Origin of the sequence: Arachidicoccus sp. BS20 (assembly GCF_001659705.1) — a bacterium.
Taxonomy (GTDB): domain Bacteria; phylum Bacteroidota; class Bacteroidia; order Chitinophagales; family Chitinophagaceae; genus Arachidicoccus.
In genome coordinates this window covers 1,961,590-1,977,759 of sequence record NZ_CP015971.1, presented here as the reverse complement: position 1 = coordinate 1,977,759, position 16,170 = coordinate 1,961,590, and the positions used below count along the sequence as shown (strand labels likewise).

Annotated in this window: 14 protein-coding genes; 7 read left to right on the top strand and 7 right to left on the bottom strand. The window is 38.6% G+C overall.

Translation table 11 applies throughout. The annotated features are described in order from the left end of the window. Positions 1–48: 48 nt before the first annotated feature. Positions 49–489: a SufE family protein gene (locus A9P82_RS08975; protein ID WP_066206948.1), complete on the bottom strand. Its 441-nt coding sequence runs from the start codon at positions 487–489 to the stop codon at positions 49–51. 330 nt (positions 490–819) lie between these two features. On the opposite strand from A9P82_RS08975, the gene A9P82_RS08970 reads away from it, so the two are divergent. Next, on the top strand, positions 820–1,830 hold the full coding sequence (locus A9P82_RS08970) for a hypothetical protein (protein WP_066206944.1): 1,011 nt from the start codon (positions 820–822) through the stop codon (positions 1,828–1,830). 6 nt (positions 1,831–1,836) lie between these two features. Here the strand turns inward: A9P82_RS08970 and porG are convergent, their stop codons facing one another. Genes porG through A9P82_RS08955 form a run of 3 tightly spaced genes read right to left on the bottom strand, consistent with a single transcriptional unit; the run spans position 1,837 to position 4,607 of the window. Beyond that, a complete protein-coding gene (gene porG, locus A9P82_RS08965) occupies positions 1,837–2,700 on the bottom strand; it encodes a type IX secretion system protein PorG (RefSeq protein ID WP_066206939.1) in 864 nt (287 codons plus the stop codon). Between the two features lies 1 nt (position 2,701). Then, positions 2,702–3,580, bottom strand: a complete 879-nt coding sequence (locus A9P82_RS08960) for an NAD kinase (RefSeq protein WP_066206937.1) — start codon at positions 3,578–3,580, stop codon at positions 2,702–2,704. Between the two features lie 49 nt (positions 3,581–3,629). Then, positions 3,630–4,607, bottom strand: a complete 978-nt coding sequence (locus A9P82_RS08955) for a DUF3078 domain-containing protein (protein ID WP_066206931.1) — start codon at positions 4,605–4,607, stop codon at positions 3,630–3,632. A 175-nt stretch (positions 4,608–4,782) separates the two neighbouring features. Here A9P82_RS08955 and miaB point away from each other — a divergent pair, with 175 nt between their 5' ends. Beyond that, on the top strand, positions 4,783–6,204 hold the full coding sequence (gene miaB, locus A9P82_RS08950) for a tRNA (N6-isopentenyl adenosine(37)-C2)-methylthiotransferase MiaB (protein ID WP_066206929.1): 1,422 nt from the start codon (positions 4,783–4,785) through the stop codon (positions 6,202–6,204). A gap of 100 nt (positions 6,205–6,304) precedes the next feature. Next, a complete protein-coding gene (locus A9P82_RS08945; RefSeq protein WP_066206925.1) occupies positions 6,305–7,576 on the top strand; it encodes a sigma-54 interaction domain-containing protein in 1,272 nt (423 codons plus the stop codon). Between the two features lie 82 nt (positions 7,577–7,658). On the opposite strand, the gene A9P82_RS08940 is transcribed toward A9P82_RS08945, so the two are convergent. After that, a complete protein-coding gene (locus tag A9P82_RS08940) occupies positions 7,659–8,246 on the bottom strand; it encodes a hypothetical protein (RefSeq protein WP_066206921.1) in 588 nt (195 codons plus the stop codon). Positions 8,247–8,414: 168 nt separating this feature from the next. On the opposite strand from A9P82_RS08940, the gene A9P82_RS08935 reads away from it, so the two are divergent. Then, positions 8,415–9,305 (top strand): AraC family transcriptional regulator, encoded by an 891-nt coding sequence (locus tag A9P82_RS08935; RefSeq protein WP_066206918.1) that lies wholly within the window; start codon positions 8,415–8,417, stop codon positions 9,303–9,305. Between the two features lie 186 nt (positions 9,306–9,491). Here A9P82_RS08935 and A9P82_RS08930 read toward each other — a convergent pair whose 3' ends face one another. Beyond that, the gene (locus A9P82_RS08930; protein ID WP_066206915.1) at positions 9,492–10,907 is read right to left on the bottom strand and encodes an alpha-L-fucosidase; all 1,416 of its coding nucleotides are present in this window, start codon (positions 10,905–10,907) and stop codon (positions 9,492–9,494) included. Between the two features lie 430 nt (positions 10,908–11,337). Between A9P82_RS08930 and A9P82_RS15435 the strand changes: the two genes are divergently transcribed. From A9P82_RS15435 to dinB, 3 genes are all read left to right on the top strand, one after another. After that, positions 11,338–11,520 carry a hypothetical protein gene (locus tag A9P82_RS15435; RefSeq protein ID WP_156522647.1) on the top strand — a complete coding sequence of 61 codons (183 nt, stop codon included), beginning with the start codon at positions 11,338–11,340 and terminating at the stop codon, positions 11,518–11,520. A 248-nt stretch (positions 11,521–11,768) separates the two neighbouring features. Next, positions 11,769–12,923, top strand: a complete 1,155-nt coding sequence (chrA, locus tag A9P82_RS08925; protein ID WP_066206910.1) for a chromate efflux transporter — start codon at positions 11,769–11,771, stop codon at positions 12,921–12,923. A 483-nt stretch (positions 12,924–13,406) separates the two neighbouring features. Next, positions 13,407–14,504, top strand: coding sequence for a DNA polymerase IV (dinB, locus tag A9P82_RS08920; RefSeq protein ID WP_255363934.1), 1,098 nt, complete (start codon positions 13,407–13,409; stop codon positions 14,502–14,504). Positions 14,505–14,983: 479 nt separating this feature from the next. On the opposite strand, the gene A9P82_RS08915 is transcribed toward dinB, so the two are convergent. Continuing rightward, a complete protein-coding gene (locus tag A9P82_RS08915; RefSeq protein ID WP_066206903.1) occupies positions 14,984–16,072 on the bottom strand; it encodes an IS110 family RNA-guided transposase in 1,089 nt (362 codons plus the stop codon). Positions 16,073–16,170 lie beyond the last annotated feature (98 nt).

Below are 16,170 nucleotides of genomic sequence, written 5' to 3'. Positions count from 1 at the left end.
AAGCGGCATACCGAAATCGGATGCCGTTTTATTTTAGAAATATAAAAGTCAAACCGAAAAAGAAGCTGCCCTAAAACCTATTGCCAATGATTTCATTTTCTGCATAATTGCCTGAACCTCTTTTACCCAAACAGTGTTCAGGCGGTCATATAAATTAATCTCGTGAAGAAAATACAGGTTTGAATTAATAATTTCTTTGGGCGTATGTCCCGAAAAAACCTTTGACAATAACCCTGCGATGCCTTTGCTTACGGCATTTTCGCTATCCGTTCTGAAGAATACTTTTCCGTTTTCGCAATATGCTTTCAACCATATCTTGTTTTTAGTACCATGAACTACAATTTGCTCATTTCTTTCTGTCGGCTCAATAGACTGCGATGCGCGCATTCCCAAGCGAATAAGATGCCGAAAATATTTGAAGCGACTAACTCTTTCGGTCAGGTTTTCAAATCTTTGGATGATAGCATCCTGAATTTTATTGATGTCCATAGCTTTCAATTTTTTAAGGTTAAAAAATTAACTTAATCAAGCCGGAATATGCTGGTGGGAAAAGGGTGTTAGATTGATTTTAATCTAACATAAAATTAGATAGAAAGCCGGAATAAAACAAATAAATTTTCTTCTATAAAATGGCTGAAAGCCTGTACATACAGGACTTTCGGAAGAAATAAATCTTTTAAATTCATTTTCAATTTCATATAAATTTTATTCACTTGTAATTTAGTTTTTTATAACAGTTCGAACTTATATGAAAATTTTATCTTTGATGATATTTCCTACTATAGTCAGAAACACAAATATCTTTAATAATTCAGGCAGATGAAATATCTTATACTCGGAATAATGATTGTCTATTCATGTTTTGCAAAAGCACAAGTGAAGCTAAAAGCATATCCTATCAAACTTCCTTCCAATGTTTCTTATTACAACAATCAATATTCGAGCTTATATATCAGCAATCAAAAATTGTATTTAATGAGTGAAAGCAGGCTGGAAGATAAGGCTTCGGCATTTCTCACTTCGGTTAATTTAAGCGATTTGGAAAGAGCAATTAAAGATAGTTCCTTTCAGCCGACATTTATCAAAAACCCTATTCACGGTTTGGATGTACTGCGTAAAAAAATGAAAGCCGAAAACCAGTCCTATGAGGGTTTGGAAGCAACTGTAATAAATAATGTTACAGTTTATTTGTCGGTAGAAACCGCAACGCCTTCGGATTATTGTTATTTATTAAAAGGATATTTTGTTGGCAACGATATTTATATGGACACAACAAAAATGCTGCGGCTCGCGAAACCGAAAGATACGGCGGGCAAAAATGTTTATAATGCTGGTTTTGAATCTTTGGAATTAACCGGCAATAGACTGTATGCTTTTTTTGAGTATAATTACTTTGACAAGGAAAACAATGTCATAAGCGTTGATACATCTTTGCAAGAATCTTCTTTACAAAAAATCTCTCTTGAAAAAATGCCTTTCAGAATTACTGATATAACAAAGTCCTGCAAGCGAAATCACTTGACCGGCATTAATTATTTTTACAAAGGAGGCGGCGGCGACGCTGTGTATCGTGTACCTAAAAACGATAATGCAAATTATACTTTAACGCGCGATTCTTCGGGTTACAGAAGTTATTGCAGACTGGTAGATATAAAATTTCACAAGCAACATGTTACATGGAAGACACTGACCGCCTTGCCGAAAGAATATTGGGCTTATAACTGGGAAGGACTTGCTTTGTATAAAAAGGGATTCTTTATTATAAACGATGTGTTCACGCCAACGCGACCTTACAGAACAAATTTGATGTATCTGAAAATTGAAAAATAATTTTTCTTAAAATACGCCCGGACAATTACAGTTGCTGAAGTTATAAGATATGCCTATTTGCATAAGCAAATAACTATCTTTTACGGCGCTATTACCACGCTGCCAGCCTTTTATCCCTAAAGATTGATTTTGACTTCTGTCCTGCAATTGCTTTGCAATGGAGGCTTGTGTTGGGGAGCCTTTGTAGTTTGCAGCATCAAAAGCACTTGCCCCGGCATAAGTCGTACTTGCGTCATCAAGATAATCTGTAGTTGTAAAACGGTAGCCGACTTCGGCAAACAAATTTATTCTTTGGCTTAAAGCCTGTCTCACGCCGACCGAAAGTGGAAACACCATTGCAAATGGACCATACTTTTTTCCGTCGTGAGAAGTTGTACTTTTTTGTCCTTCCGTACCGAGCGAGCGCAAATAAACCTTTTTCCCTTCATCATCAAAAGTGTAAGGATTTGAATATACCGTACCAATGCCGAGTGAAACATACGGAGTAAAATTGTGCCCGGAAAAACCCGGTGCATAATTGAAAAAGTTGAAGCTGCCCGTTAGCGACATTTCCAGCATATTATTGGAGAAATTCAGGTTGCGCGTTTTGTATGCAATATTTTTACTGTCGGCATCGGAAGCATGCAGATGAATGTAATTCGCAGATAATCTTACGCCGATATAATTGCTGAAGTATTTTTGATAAAATGCGCCTGCAGAATAATGTATGGGTGTTACTTTGCCCGAAGGATTCAAATCGCCGAAATAAGTGGAACTGCCAACGCCAATGCCTAATTCGCCTTTGGCCTGATAACTTTGATATTGCGCCTGCAACAAATTGCAAACAGAAAAAATCCCCAACAACAAAAGGCAATATTTTTTATATATCATCTTAATTTCTTTTATCGAATCCCCATGAAAGTTTATTGCGCAGCGTAGAAAGAAAAGTATTTTCCTTAAACCGGATGAGCTTTATGGTAAAGCTTTCTTTTCGCACGGCAAGCTGAATATTTTTACTTACAATTTCGCGCCGGGCATCTAAGGTGCAAAGAATATCATCGGAGCGACTGCTTATTTCAAAAGAAATTACACTGTCGTCGGGCACAATCAGCGGTCTTGTGTTCAAGTGGTGTGGCGCAATGGGTGTAATGACAAAGCTTGCAGAATCGGGAAACAAAATTGGTCCGTTACAACTCATGTTGTAGCCTGTTGAGCCTGTCGGGGTTGCTACAATCAAACCGTCTGCAAAATATGAATTAATAAATTCTCCGTTCAGGAAAGTGTGCACTTGCACCATTGGGTCAATGTCGCGTTTGCCAATCGTAAAATCGTTCAGCGCAAACGGCGCATCGGCAAACAAGGGAATGCTTGCATCCAGGTGCAACAATGTTCTTTTGTCAATGATATAATTCCTGTTGAGCAAATCGTTCAGTACCTCTGAGAAGCTCTCTTTACTTGTGCCGGTAAGAAAACCCAACCTGCCGAAATTCACACCGAGAATGGGAATGTTTTTACTTTGAACCAAAGAAACAGTGTCCAGGATAGTTCCATCTCCGCCAAGGCTTATCAAAAAGTCAATGTCTTTAGGCAAATCTTCTGCCGAGTCAAAAATTTTCACGCCGGGAAATAAAGAAGTTATTTGCGGATATTGCTCATACAAAGTTTTGAATAAGCATAATTGAATTTGATGATTATTCAATTCCGTCAGCAATGACAATACATCATTGCCGTATGCTTCGGGCAAAATTCTTCCGTAAATGGCTGCTTGCATGTAACAGGTTTTATCTGAAAATATTAATGCAAAAATACTATAACGTTTTTTACATGCTGATTCTTGTGTAGCCTGTTTTAAACGGCATGGAAAATCCTATTCCGATTTGGCTTTGCAATTGCAAACCGGGACTGTTGCTGTTTGGACCGAAGAGTTTTATATCATCATCATACATCAGGTTGAGGCTATATGTTGCAGATATATATTTATTGATTTTGAAATTGATATAATTACTCATATCCATATCCACATCCTGCGCGTTGTGGGTGTAGTCGGAGAATAAGTTAAGATTGGCTTTATAATTAATATTCTTCATAATCTCCTTGTTGTAATTAATGGCAACGAAAGCGCCCGGCGCCACCTTATAGCGGTGCGTGCCAATGCCGTATAAATTTTTCTGCGCCAGACTTTCTTTAAGCACAACGGTAAGTCTCGCTGTCAAAGGAGATGCAAAAATAGAAAGTGCATTATCCGGCTGATAGTCCAAACCTGCAGATGTAACGCCGTATGCCGGAGAAAGAAATGAAGATATTAACTGCGAACTGTCTTTGGTAAAATATTGTCGTCCGTCAAAAAGCTGCGACCTGCCATTGACCAAAAAGGAGGCAAGTAATTTTCCCGAACTGTCTATTTTGTAGCCGTATTTGGTAGTGACCGCAATCCTGTCGTCGTTTTTCCTGCCACCGGTAGAAGTTGCCTGCATATAACCGAAATTGAAATCGAGATTATTATCCCAGGTGTTTTTATTTTTCCGGTAATACAGAAAAGCATTGACGTATGTATTGATGGACATGGCAAAATTATCGCCGCCTGCCGCCCAGTCTCTCTGCGAACTTTGCGACAAATTGAGATTGCCCGTTCCGCCACGTTTCCAACGCCATTTGATAGTATCCTTTGATGCTTTCTGAACCGTAACAAAAATTTCTGAAGGAAGCGAACGAACCGGAATATTGTCCTGCGCATGTGCAGAGCACAATGCAAAGAACAGAATAAACAATAAATATAAATGCTTATTAAATTTTCTCAACTTGAAAAATAAGTTTTTATAATTTCAGCTATGGAATTATTTAATTTAAAGATGTTTCAAAAAATTAAAATTAAGAACAATCGCTAATTTTAAAAAGCTAAAATTTTAATAATTGCCTGTCAATCTGACGTTGCTGTTATTTTTATTTAATTTTGCAATCTTAATAATTTTTTTGATGGAAGCATTACAATTAGAAAAGAAAGAAATCAACGAAGCGCGGCAGGGTGAAGCTTATGCTCCTTTTGCGCACGATGAGAATGTATATAAAAAGAAATTTTATATAGAAAGTTACGGCTGTCAGATGAATTTCAGCGACAGCGAAATTGTTGCGTCTATCCTCAACAAAGAAGGTTTTGGCGCAACGCGCAACTGCGAAGAAGCCGATTTGATTTTTGTAAACACCTGCTCCATTCGTGAGAAAGCGGAGCTCACGGTGCGTAAGCGTTTGACGGAATTTCGCAAAATAAAACAAACAAAACCCGGCACACTTGTAGGCGTACTCGGCTGCATGGCCGAAAGATTAAAATCGAAATTTCTGGAGGAAGAAAAATTGGTCGATTTGGTCGTAGGACCTGATGCTTATCGCACACTTCCCGCGTTGGTCGAAGAAGCCGAAACCGGACAAAAAGCCGTAAACGTTTTATTAAGCAGAGATGAAACTTATGCCGATATTTCGCCCGTGCGATTGAACAGCAACGGCGTTACGGCATTCATTTCCATCATGCGTGGTTGCAACAATATGTGCAGCTTTTGCGTAGTTCCTTTCACGCGCGGGCGTGAACGCAGCCGCGATGCACAGTCCATTGTCGCAGAAGCACAGGACTTGTTTAATCGTGGTTTCAGAGAAGTAACTTTATTAGGGCAAAATGTGGACAGTTATTATTTTGTCAATGAAACAACGAATGAGATTATAACATTTGCAAAGTTATTAGAGTTAGTCGCTCTCGTGAATCCGTTGCTACGCGTGCGTTTCAGTACTTCGCATCCGAAAGATATTACGGAAGATGTGTTGCATACGATAGCGAAATACGAAAATATTTGCAACTACATTCATCTTCCTGTACAGAGCGGCAACACAAGAATTTTGCAATTAATGAACCGGACTTACACACGCGAATGGTATATGGCAAAGGTTGACCAAATCAAAAAAATAATTCCCGACTGTGCCATCAGCAGCGATATGATTGCGGGCTTTTGTACGGAAACGGAAGAAGAACATCGCGATACGTTGTCCATTATGGAATATAGTAAATACGATTATTCTTATATGTTTTTTTACAGTGAACGTCCCGGAACACTGGCTGCACGCAGGTTTCAGGATGATGTACCTTTGGAAATAAAAAAACGCCGCTTGCAGGAAATTGTTGATTTACAAAACCGGCTTTCCCTTGAAAGCAATCAGAAAGATGTAGGCAAAACTTTTAAAGTATTGATTGAAGGACAAAGCAAAAAAAGCGCCGACGCTTGGATGAGCCGCAATTCACAAAACAAAGTTGTGATTTTCCCGAAAAGAAATTATGATTTTCAAAAAGGTAGCTATGCAACTGTAAAAATTACAGGATGCAGCCAGGCGACACTGTTTGGAGAAATAGTTTAAAATTTTATGGAACGCAGATTTTTTATGATGCTTTAAGATAAGATTACAAATCATAACAATCATAATTTATCAGCGTTCTATCAATATACCTAAAATAATTATGGATTTACAAACCGTAAAAAACCGCTTTAATATTATCGGCAATTCGCCTGCGCTCAATCATGCGTTGAACGTGGCGATGCAGGTTGCTAACACCGATTTGAGCGTTTTGATTGTGGGCGAAAGCGGCGTGGGCAAAGAAGCATTTTCGCAAATCATTCATTCGCTTTCCGCACGCAAGCACAATCAGTTTATTGCCGTGAACTGCGGCGCCATCCCCGAAGGAACGATTGACAGCGAATTGTTTGGACACGAAAAAGGTTCGTTCACAGGCGCAGTTGATAGTCGCAAAGGATATTTTGAAACAGTGAACGGCGGCACTATTTTTTTAGATGAAATAGGCGAAATGCCCTTAGGCACGCAGGCGCGTTTGCTGCGCGTATTGGAAACGGGCGAATACATTCGTGTAGGTTCGTCCAAAGTGCAGAAAACCGATGTGCGCGTGATTGCTGCGACCAACCGCGATTTATATGATTTTACGCAGGCAGGGAAGTTCCGTGAAGATTTGTATTATCGTTTGAGCACAGTTCCTATCAGAGTTCCGGCGCTGAAAGACAGGAAAGACGATATTGTTTTATTGTTCAGAAAATTTGTAACGGACTTCGCCGAAAAATACAGGAAGCAGGCTTTGCAATTAGACGAAGGTGCAAAACAATTGTTGACCAATTATCCTTGGCCCGGCAATGTGCGCGAACTAAAAAATATTGCGGAGCAAATCTCCGTTTTAAGTACCTCTACAATCCTAACTGCAAATGAACTGCAACAGTTTTTGCCTGAATACAACGAAAGCCGTTTGCCCGTACTTTCTTCGCAAAAGCACACGAGTGGCGACTTTGCAAACGAAAGAGAAATTTTGTACAAGCTCTTTTTCGACATGAAAAAAGATGTAACAGAACTAAAAAAGATGTTTTTTGAATTATTGCAAAATCCATCGCTTGCCGCTTCGATGAATGATTTTACAAAAGAAAAATTGCTGAATAGTTTTAACGGACAAAACGAAGAAAAAAGCATTCAGCCATATTTTTCCAATACAAATCTGCCTACAGTTGCAAGTACAAACCAGCAACCGGTCATACTTTCGGCGAATCGCGGAAACGATATTCAGCCACACGAAGAAGTGGAAGAAACACTCAATATTATGGAGAAAGAAAAAGAGCTGATTGAAAAAGCGCTGAAAAAACATCGCGGCAAACGCAAAGATGCAGCTTATGATTTAGGCATCAGCGAGCGCACTTTGTATCGCAAGCTGAAAGAATATGACATCGACGGATAAAAAAGAATTTCAATCAAAACCGAAAAAGCCGCATACATACATAAAACGTAGCGGCTTTTTCGGTTAAAAATCTAAACCAAAGTTACTCATTCACAAAACTCTTGGAGAAAATATTGTCTCCTTTATCTGTCGAAAGCACTATTTCATAGTTCCCCTGAAGTACTTTAGAGAAGTCAAGACTTTTCTCGATTACTGCATCATTGGAAGTAAAAGAATTTATTAATGTGCGGTCTTTGTCGTAAACATCTACCTCTACATTTGAATTATTCAGGTTTACAAAATAAAGATTCAGTTTATTTTTGCCTTTTTTCTGGAACAGCGGCTTTGCCACAAAATCATAGTTCTTAGAAATCTTCAACGCATGGTTCACTTTGGTTACAAGTGTAGTTTCGATAGTTCTGTCGTTTTCCATTTTGATGAAATAACGACCATCGGGCACGGTGCTGAAGTTGAATCCTTTCGCACCTGCAGCTACATTATCGTATTGGTAAAGTACGGAACCACTTTCGTCTGTTACGGAAATAGAAACATTTTTTTCCGAGTTGTTTACTTCAATTTTAACAGTTTCGCTATTTGCCAGACTAACATTAAATTCTGTTGCAGCCTTTGCAAATGATGCAGAAAGTACAAATACTGCTGCACCGATTAAGTTGATAAATGACTTTTTCATAAAAATTTTTATTTAATGATTAAATAGATTCCTGATTTAGCACCACAAAAGTAGATTAGTAAAACAGTCTATAAAACAAGAATATAATCCAAAATGTGTATTATTTTGCTCAATAATCGTTAGTTTTGCAAATATTTGAATCAATATTACACATATAAATGTTAGTTTATGGGAGCAAAAACTTCTTTCAGCCCGATATTTGAAAGTATAGAACCAACTTTCGGAACTTCATTTTTATATAAGCGGTACGATGAAAAGCGGCTGAATAATTATGAATCGCTTTGGCATTACCATCCGGAGTTGGAATTGGTATATGTAAACAGTGGCGCCGGCAAAAGGCAAATAGGAAGTCATCTATCTCACTATCGTAACGGCGACCTGATATTGATTGGCTCTAATCTTCCGCATTGCGGATTTACCGGCGCGCTGAAGAGCGACCAGCAGGAAACCGTAATACAATGGAAGCCCGAAGCTTTTGGCGCAGGATTTTTTGATATACCTGAAATGTACAATGTAAAAATGTTGTTTGAAAAGGCAAAAGGCGGTATTATTTTTCACGGGCAGACGAAACGCGATATTGGCGCAAAAATGGAATCGATAGCACTGCAAGACAGTTGCAGCCGGTTATTGACTTTGCTGGATATTTTCAGGGAGATGGCGGCAGCAACCGATAATTATACAATGCTGAATGCAAGTCATTTCATGCTTGAGGCAAAAGTCGAAGACCACGACAGAATTAATAGGGTATTCAATTTTGTAAAAGAAAACTTCAAAGGGCAAATGAGCCTTGATGAAATGTCTAACCATATCAATATGACGCCCACGGCATTTTGCAAGTATTTCAAAAAAATTACCAATAAAACATTTGTGCAATTTCTTACCGAATACCGTCTGGTACATGCTGCCAAATTATTACACGAAAGTAATATGGGTGTTTCGGATATTTGTTATGAGTGCGGTTTTAATAACTACAGTCATTTCACAAAAAAATTTAAAGAGATGTCCGGAAAAACGCCTTTGCATTACAGGAACGAACTGAAGTTTGCATTAAAAAATTAAAGAGGTAAAAGCCCTGTAAAAAAGTTTACAAGACTTTCATTTTACGTAATACAGTCGTTATAAAGTTGAAATTGTGTTTTATTAGCAATTCTAATTTCCAAATCCATTTTGTCAATTTCACTTAATGTATTCTCGAAAAAAAGTTAAAGATTAGTAGGTTTTTCGGCGTGCACGCAGCAATCTCTCTTATATATGATTATTCTTTTCTTCCTTTTCGGTCTTACCTTTTGTTAGGTCCAGTACAATTACAAACGGCTGATTAAAAGTTTCGTTTGGCAGGGCAATTTGCGATACGCCGTTATCCGACTTTTCTATATTCAATCTTTTTTTATCGGATAAAAATGTTGCGTTTTTAACCTGTATATTTTTCGCCGGCAGAATTTTTAAATTATGCGAAATAGGCACGTTAAAAACAATCATGTATACTTTTGAGTTGTCTTTGCTTTCGGTGTAATAACCCCAATCCTGTTTCTTCCAGTTTGCGTAATGTACATTATAGATTGCTTCATGATTAAGTTTCATCCAATCGCCTATTTCTTTTGCTTCATCTGTTTCTTTTTTACGAAAAGTGCCATCGCCTTTCGGTCCGAAATTAATTACCAGATTCCCATCTAATGAATTGCAATTCGCCAGAATTTCTTCCAGCTCATACGCTGTTTTCCAATGCCCGAGCCATTGCTTTTGATAGCCCCAACCGTTTTCGGGAATCGTCATAATACAATCCCAATCATTGCCGTGTGTGTCTGCAAAAGTTGCCGGATATTTTCTTTCCCAGCCTTGCTCGTAATCGCCCATGAGATGACCGTTTGCGTCAAAATGTCTGTTGCCGAAATCATCTGCACGTAAGCGGCTTCCGATAATTAAACCGGGATGCAATTGTTTTAAATATTGTTCCAGCGAATCGGTAAACGCGCCACTTTTTTGCCAGCTCTTGTCCCAGGTTCCGTCGAACCATAAACCCTTAATGGATGGATATAATGTGAGCAATTCCGTGAGTTGATTTTTGGTAAATATTTTGAAACGATTGAACGCTGCGGAATCGCCAGTATTTGTTAAATCATATCGCCAATCAGGATTGCTCCAATCCATGATAGAAAAATATAAGTAAACATCAATGCCTTGCTTGTTGTACGCATCTACCAGCGGACCGATAATATCTCTTTTGTAAGGCGAATTGGCAACCGTGAAATGCGTGTATTTACTTTGCCATAAACAAAATCCATCGTGATGTTTCGTAGTAATAGTTACATATCTCGCACCCATTTGTTTCGCCATCGCAGCCCATTGCGCAGCATTAAAATTCGTTGGATTGAATTGCTTGTACAAAGAATCATACTCGGCTTTATCAACTTTATCCCAAGAGCGAATCCATTCTGATGCGCCGGTATAATGCTCGCCTTTCCAATCGCCGCCGAGTATGGAATATAAACCAAAATGAATAAACTCGCCAAGCCCGTAATCGCGCCAGCGCTGCATCAAGCTATCGGCTCTTTTACCAACGCGATGCGCCCCATGCAACAAGACAATTTCTTTCTTTTGTTGTGCAAAAGAATTTTGAAAAAGAAGAAAGATTACTATGATACTTGAGATAGTTTTTTTCATGTGCTTATTTTATTATTTTTTATTTGCCACATGGAATTAGCTTCGCCGAACTCCGTTTCGCCATAAATAATCATCGCTTTGGGTATGCGAAGTTCTTATGGCTCATTTCATAAAAATATATCGGTTAAGCACTCAAGATAAATCTATTGAGGAATAATTATTAAAAGAAACGATTGCGTTATTTTTTAAACAGAAAATAATATGGTCTCTTATAATCATTAAGAGCTTGTTTAAGTTACTTGTGCAAAAAAGATTATGCGGATAAAAATTTATTAAGAACAGAACAAAAGAAAGAACATTGGCAGAAGATAGTTTATGCAAAAAGGTTATCTGTTGACAACCAATTTTCAGTGTCAAGTTATAGGAAAATTATTTAAAGGACAAAGGAAACCGAAGTGGACTTATAAATCAATATGCGAAAGTCTTTGTTATGTTACGAAAACGGGTATCGGCGAGCGTAGGCGTCATACACAGCGCGAGTGTAAGAATGAGTTGTACAGGCGCGCTTTACCGTATGCAGAAATCTTTAAAGTATCCTTTCCTTACATCGCTTGTAGGTTGCAGGTACCTGTTAATTATCTACGGAAATAATACGCATCTGATACGGATTTGATACGGGCTTAATACGGACTTGATCCTTAATATATGGACTACTCTTTAAACGTTGCAGTCAATCGAAAGAACTGTTTTTTGTTTAATGGCGGTGTTGAGCAAAATGGTTCATTTCGGGAACAGAAACCGCTACGGAATTTTCGGGCTATATGGAAGGCGCGGTTATCGCTGCACAATCCGTCGCCGGTAAGCTGTTTTAAAGCAATATGATTTATTGTAATTTAGCTCTTTCCATATTAACCGGATGATATGCAGATAGACAATGAGGAACAAGCTGTTGAAAGCACCGCCAAAAAGTTAGGGCAGATTGCCGTTTCCTGTTTTAAATTGGGAACGATAGGCTTTGGCGGTATTGCGGGAATGGTGGCTACCATAGAAAATGAAATGGTGGTCAGGCGTAAATGGATAGACCACAAACATTTTATGGATGTATTAAGTACTTCTTACATCATACCGGGTCCGAATGCAGTTGAAATTGTGATGCACTGCGGGAAAGAACGGAGCGGTCGTTTAGGATTGGTTGTAGCGGGGATTTGCTATATATTTCCTGCTATGCTGATATGCCTGCTGTTCGGCTATTTTTACAAACGATACAGCGCCTTGCCCGACGTCCAGAGTTTTATTTACGGCATCAGACCTGCCACTACTGCATTGGTTATCGGAACGGTCTTCCGTCTTTGGGATAAGACTTTAAAAAACAACACGGTTCTTATTGTATTGTGCCTTATGGTATTCGCGGCTTCCCTGTACGGAATGAATGAAGTGCTTTTGATACTTGGCGCAGGGCTGATAAATTACCTTGTATATACGTCAAAAAACAAGCTGAATGTATTTACCGGAATACTTTACACACCCGTATTACTGGAAATCAGCAACAAATTTTCGGATAACAAGCTCTTTCTTATTTTCTTAAAAATCGGAGCCGTACTGTATGGCAGCGGTTATGTGCTTTTTGCCTATATGGATGAGGCTTTGGTGCGCAAAAACCATTGGCTGACGCATCAGCAATTGACCGATGCGATTGCCGTAGGGCAGATTACGCCGGGTCCAATATTGTCGAGTGCCACGTTTGCGGGATATCTGATTAACGGAACAACCGGGGGCATACTTGCAACCGCGGGTATTTTTCTGCCGTCGTTTTTCATTTCCTTTTTCCTGCACAGGGTACTATCATCGGCAAGGAAAAGCCAAAAGTTGCGACTCTTCCTGGATGGATTGAGTGCCGCCTCTGTTTCTATCATTGCCGTGGTCGGGTATCATTTGTTCAGGTTGTCCATGCAGGATTGGCACGAAGCCGTAATTATGGGGGTATGCCTCGCCTTAATGCTTTTTTGGAAGAAATTAAGCACTGTTGTGATTATACTGATAGGCAGTATCGGCGGTTTCCTGCTGCTTAAAATGTAAAAAGAGCTTTTCTCAAAGTCTTTTTTTATACTTCTTGATGTATCAATACTGTAAATTCAGGTCGTTCTTCATTCGTACCATTTCATGTTCTAAAATAGGTTAACTGTACTTCCGCCACTTTGTAATTTGCTGCCGTAACTATATTTATCGTTTTTTTGATACTATGATTTATTTTAATCTTCTAAGGTTTTTATTCCCTGGCCGTATTTGTCTTGGATTTCAGAAAGGGATTTTCCGCTTCCTTTTTACAAACGCCACAAAAGAAAGCTGCAAAGAAAAACGCTTTAACCGGATGGTAACCTGCGGTTGAAATATCGGATGGTTTGTTTTGGGAAGTACGCAAAAAAATAAACCCCTATGAAAATAGGGGTCGCAACCAAAACTAACTGCTTATGAGAAAAATTTAAACTGCTCTTGTTATACACTAAACCAAAGAATGTGCCATGTCTTAATTAATTTTACTTTTTAAATCGAACATAACAATTGCCCGATAAAGAGTATAGAAAGATAATCCATATCGATATGGACGCATTTTATGCCTCTGTGGAGCAACGCGATTTCCCCGAGTATCGCGGCAAACCTCTGATTGTCGGCGGCTCGCCCGAAGGTCGGGGAGGCGTGGTGGCTACGGCTTCTTACGAAGCGCGAAAATTCGGGGTGCGCTCGGCAATGCCGTCCAAAACGGCGCAACGCCTTTGTTCCGAAGCCATCTTTGTTTATCCGAGATTTGATGCATACAAAGCAGTCTCCAAACATATCCATGAAATTTTTCATCGCTATACCGATATTATCGAACCTCTGTCTTTGGATGAAGCATATTTGGACGTAACCAATGATAAACAAAACATCGGTTACGCGATGGACATCGCCAGGCTGATTAAACAGGCAATTAAAGAAGAACTCCATCTTACGGCATCGGCAGGCGTCTCGATTAATAAGTTTGTTGCAAAGATTGCTTCGGATATGAACAAACCCGACGGACTGACTTTTATCGGTCCGTCCAGGATTGAAGCTTTTATGGAAAAACTTGCCGTAGAGAAATTTCACGGTGTGGGCAAAGTAACCGCCGCCAAAATGAAAGCAATGGGCTTGCACACTGGCGGCGATTTGAAAAAATTATCGGAGCAGGAAATGCTTCAACACTTCGGCAAGTACGGAAAATTTTGTTACCAGATTGTGCGAGGCATTGATAACCGCGAGGTGCAGCCTTTCCGCGAAACAAAATCCGTCAGCGTAGAAGATACTTACCAAGAGGATTTAACTACAAGGGATGCGATGTTTCGGGAGTTGGAAACACTTGCAGAACGTCTTGTTATAAGATTGCAGCGCACAGGACTGAAAGGCAGAACCATAACGGTAAAGTTTAAGTTCCATGATTTTACCATTATGACCCGCAGCCGCTCCCTTACAACACTGATAAACAACAAAGAAAACATTATTGATGCAGTGCGATTGATAGTATATGCCGCTCCCGTTGAAGATAAAAAAGTTCGTTTGCTCGGTGTCGGCATCGCTAATTTTGAGTTGCCTTTGCAGAAGAAGAAAAACAACGATATTGATAAGCAGCTACGTTTATTCTGATAAGCGGTTGTATAAAATAGTACCGCGATAATTGCTATGAAGAAAAATTCAAAATAGATAGTAATATGTAATTTTTACTTATAACATAAAGATATATTTAATTTGCATTTTTATCAAAAAAATCTCAAACTGCTATTTGTGGTCATCCAAAAATTTGGAGCCACCACTAATTGTTAAAGTTTAAAAAGAGGTGCGAATACTACAGATTAGTTATCAAAGTAACAATTATCGCGCTGCGCTTTCCTCTCAAGAAAATCGAGATATTTTAAAATGCTATTTTAAATTCTATACAAATTTTAGTAATTTCAAAATGTCAAGAGAAGCGGAGAATGGCTCTGCTGCGGAGCAACTATTCAAGGAATAACTTGACCCGATAGAATGAGCCAATTCAATTGAATTGGCTTTTTATAATCATTCATTCGGAGATGCCTTAGAAAACCGATTCGAACTTATTGAATGCGTGACCTATATTTTCCATTCTACTCTTTTCTTATTACTAAATATTCTGCGTTATAGGGCTGATTCTTTGTGACTACACCTTTGGCTATTAATGCTATTTTACGTGCCACCTTAACAATGGCATGTTTATTATTTGAAGCTGCATGCTTCTTGTAATAAAGTAACAGTCTACTGTCTTTTCGTATTGCTACCCAAGCGGCTTCTATCAGCATTGACCGAAGATTTTTATTGCAACGAGGCTGAATACCATTTGTTCTTATGTTTTCTCCACTACTGTGTTCCCAAGGAATCATACCTAAATAGGAACAATATGATGACGGGTTATTGAACCGACTAAAATCTCCGATTTCTGTAATGAGAGCAATTGCTACAATTGGACCTATTCCGGGAACAGTAAGTAAATTTTTGTATGCATCCCCAAAGTGTTGGATAACATATTCCCTTAGTTGTCTCGTAACTAAATTAACCTTGGATCTTTGATCTTTATAATCTGAGATATACTGCTGTAAACACGTTGTCCCGACTGGAGTACTTAATTGCAAGCTTTCTAACCATGTGATTTTTTTATTGGCAAACCCCTTTCGATCTGGAAATTCAAGAGGAATTTTTATACCAATGAAATATATAAAACCTTTTAAACGATTCATAGCTCTTGTTTGATTTCGCACCTCTATATTCCTCAAGCGATATAAGCTTCTTAATTCCTGTTGTTCTTTGGTTAGGATATGAATTGAATGCAACAAACCTTTTTCCAAATATTTGGCTATAGCACGGCTGTCATGTATATCGGTTTTGTTTTTCTTTTCTTTGTCTGTATTAGGGATATCTGCAGCATGGATTATTATGTTGTCAATACCAAGTTCACATAAATCCGTATGAGCGGATGTTCCGCAAAACCCTGCTTCGTAAGCACAGTGAAAAGAGCCGGAAGGAAATCTTTTATTCAGATGGTCAAACAAAATCTTAGCCTCAGGAAGTTGTGAAAAATGAGCTACTTCAAGATTAGAGGTTCTTACAGTTACATTCCAGTTCTTTTTATGAACATCAAGCCCAATATAAAAATCTTCATTGCTAAAATTGACAGGATGTTTTAAATTTGTTGTAGACATGATTCAAGATTTTAATTTTAATAATTATTCCGATCCCACTCGATGGTAATCGCATCTTAAAATTATGCAGAATCTTAGTGATTACTGCTCCATCTTGA

What these genes read in the sequence shown, in the direction of transcription:
- chrA (WP_066206910.1), top strand. Translation starts at nt 11,769, where the DNA reads ATGCAGATAGACAATGAGGAACAAGCTGTTGAAAGCACCGCCAAAAAG.
- miaB (WP_066206929.1), top strand. Translation starts at nt 4,783, where the DNA reads ATGGAAGCATTACAATTAGAAAAGAAAGAAATCAACGAAGCGCGGCAG.
- A9P82_RS08945 (WP_066206925.1), top strand. Translation starts at nt 6,305, where the DNA reads ATGGATTTACAAACCGTAAAAAACCGCTTTAATATTATCGGCAATTCG.
- A9P82_RS08970 (WP_066206944.1), top strand. Translation starts at nt 820, where the DNA reads ATGAAATATCTTATACTCGGAATAATGATTGTCTATTCATGTTTTGCA.
- A9P82_RS08930 (WP_066206915.1), bottom strand. Translation starts at nt 10,907, where the DNA reads ATGAAAAAAACTATCTCAAGTATCATAGTAATCTTTCTTCTTTTTCAA.
- porG (WP_066206939.1), bottom strand. Translation starts at nt 2,700, where the DNA reads ATGATATATAAAAAATATTGCCTTTTGTTGTTGGGGATTTTTTCTGTT.
- A9P82_RS08940 (WP_066206921.1), bottom strand. Translation starts at nt 8,246, where the DNA reads ATGAAAAAGTCATTTATCAACTTAATCGGTGCAGCAGTATTTGTACTT.
- A9P82_RS08960 (WP_066206937.1), bottom strand. Translation starts at nt 3,580, where the DNA reads ATGCAAGCAGCCATTTACGGAAGAATTTTGCCCGAAGCATACGGCAAT.
- A9P82_RS15435 (WP_156522647.1), top strand. Translation starts at nt 11,338, where the DNA reads ATGTTACGAAAACGGGTATCGGCGAGCGTAGGCGTCATACACAGCGCG.
- A9P82_RS08935 (WP_066206918.1), top strand. Translation starts at nt 8,415, where the DNA reads ATGGGAGCAAAAACTTCTTTCAGCCCGATATTTGAAAGTATAGAACCA.
- A9P82_RS08975 (WP_066206948.1), bottom strand. Translation starts at nt 489, where the DNA reads ATGGACATCAATAAAATTCAGGATGCTATCATCCAAAGATTTGAAAAC.
- A9P82_RS08915 (WP_066206903.1), bottom strand. Translation starts at nt 16,072, where the DNA reads ATGTCTACAACAAATTTAAAACATCCTGTCAATTTTAGCAATGAAGAT.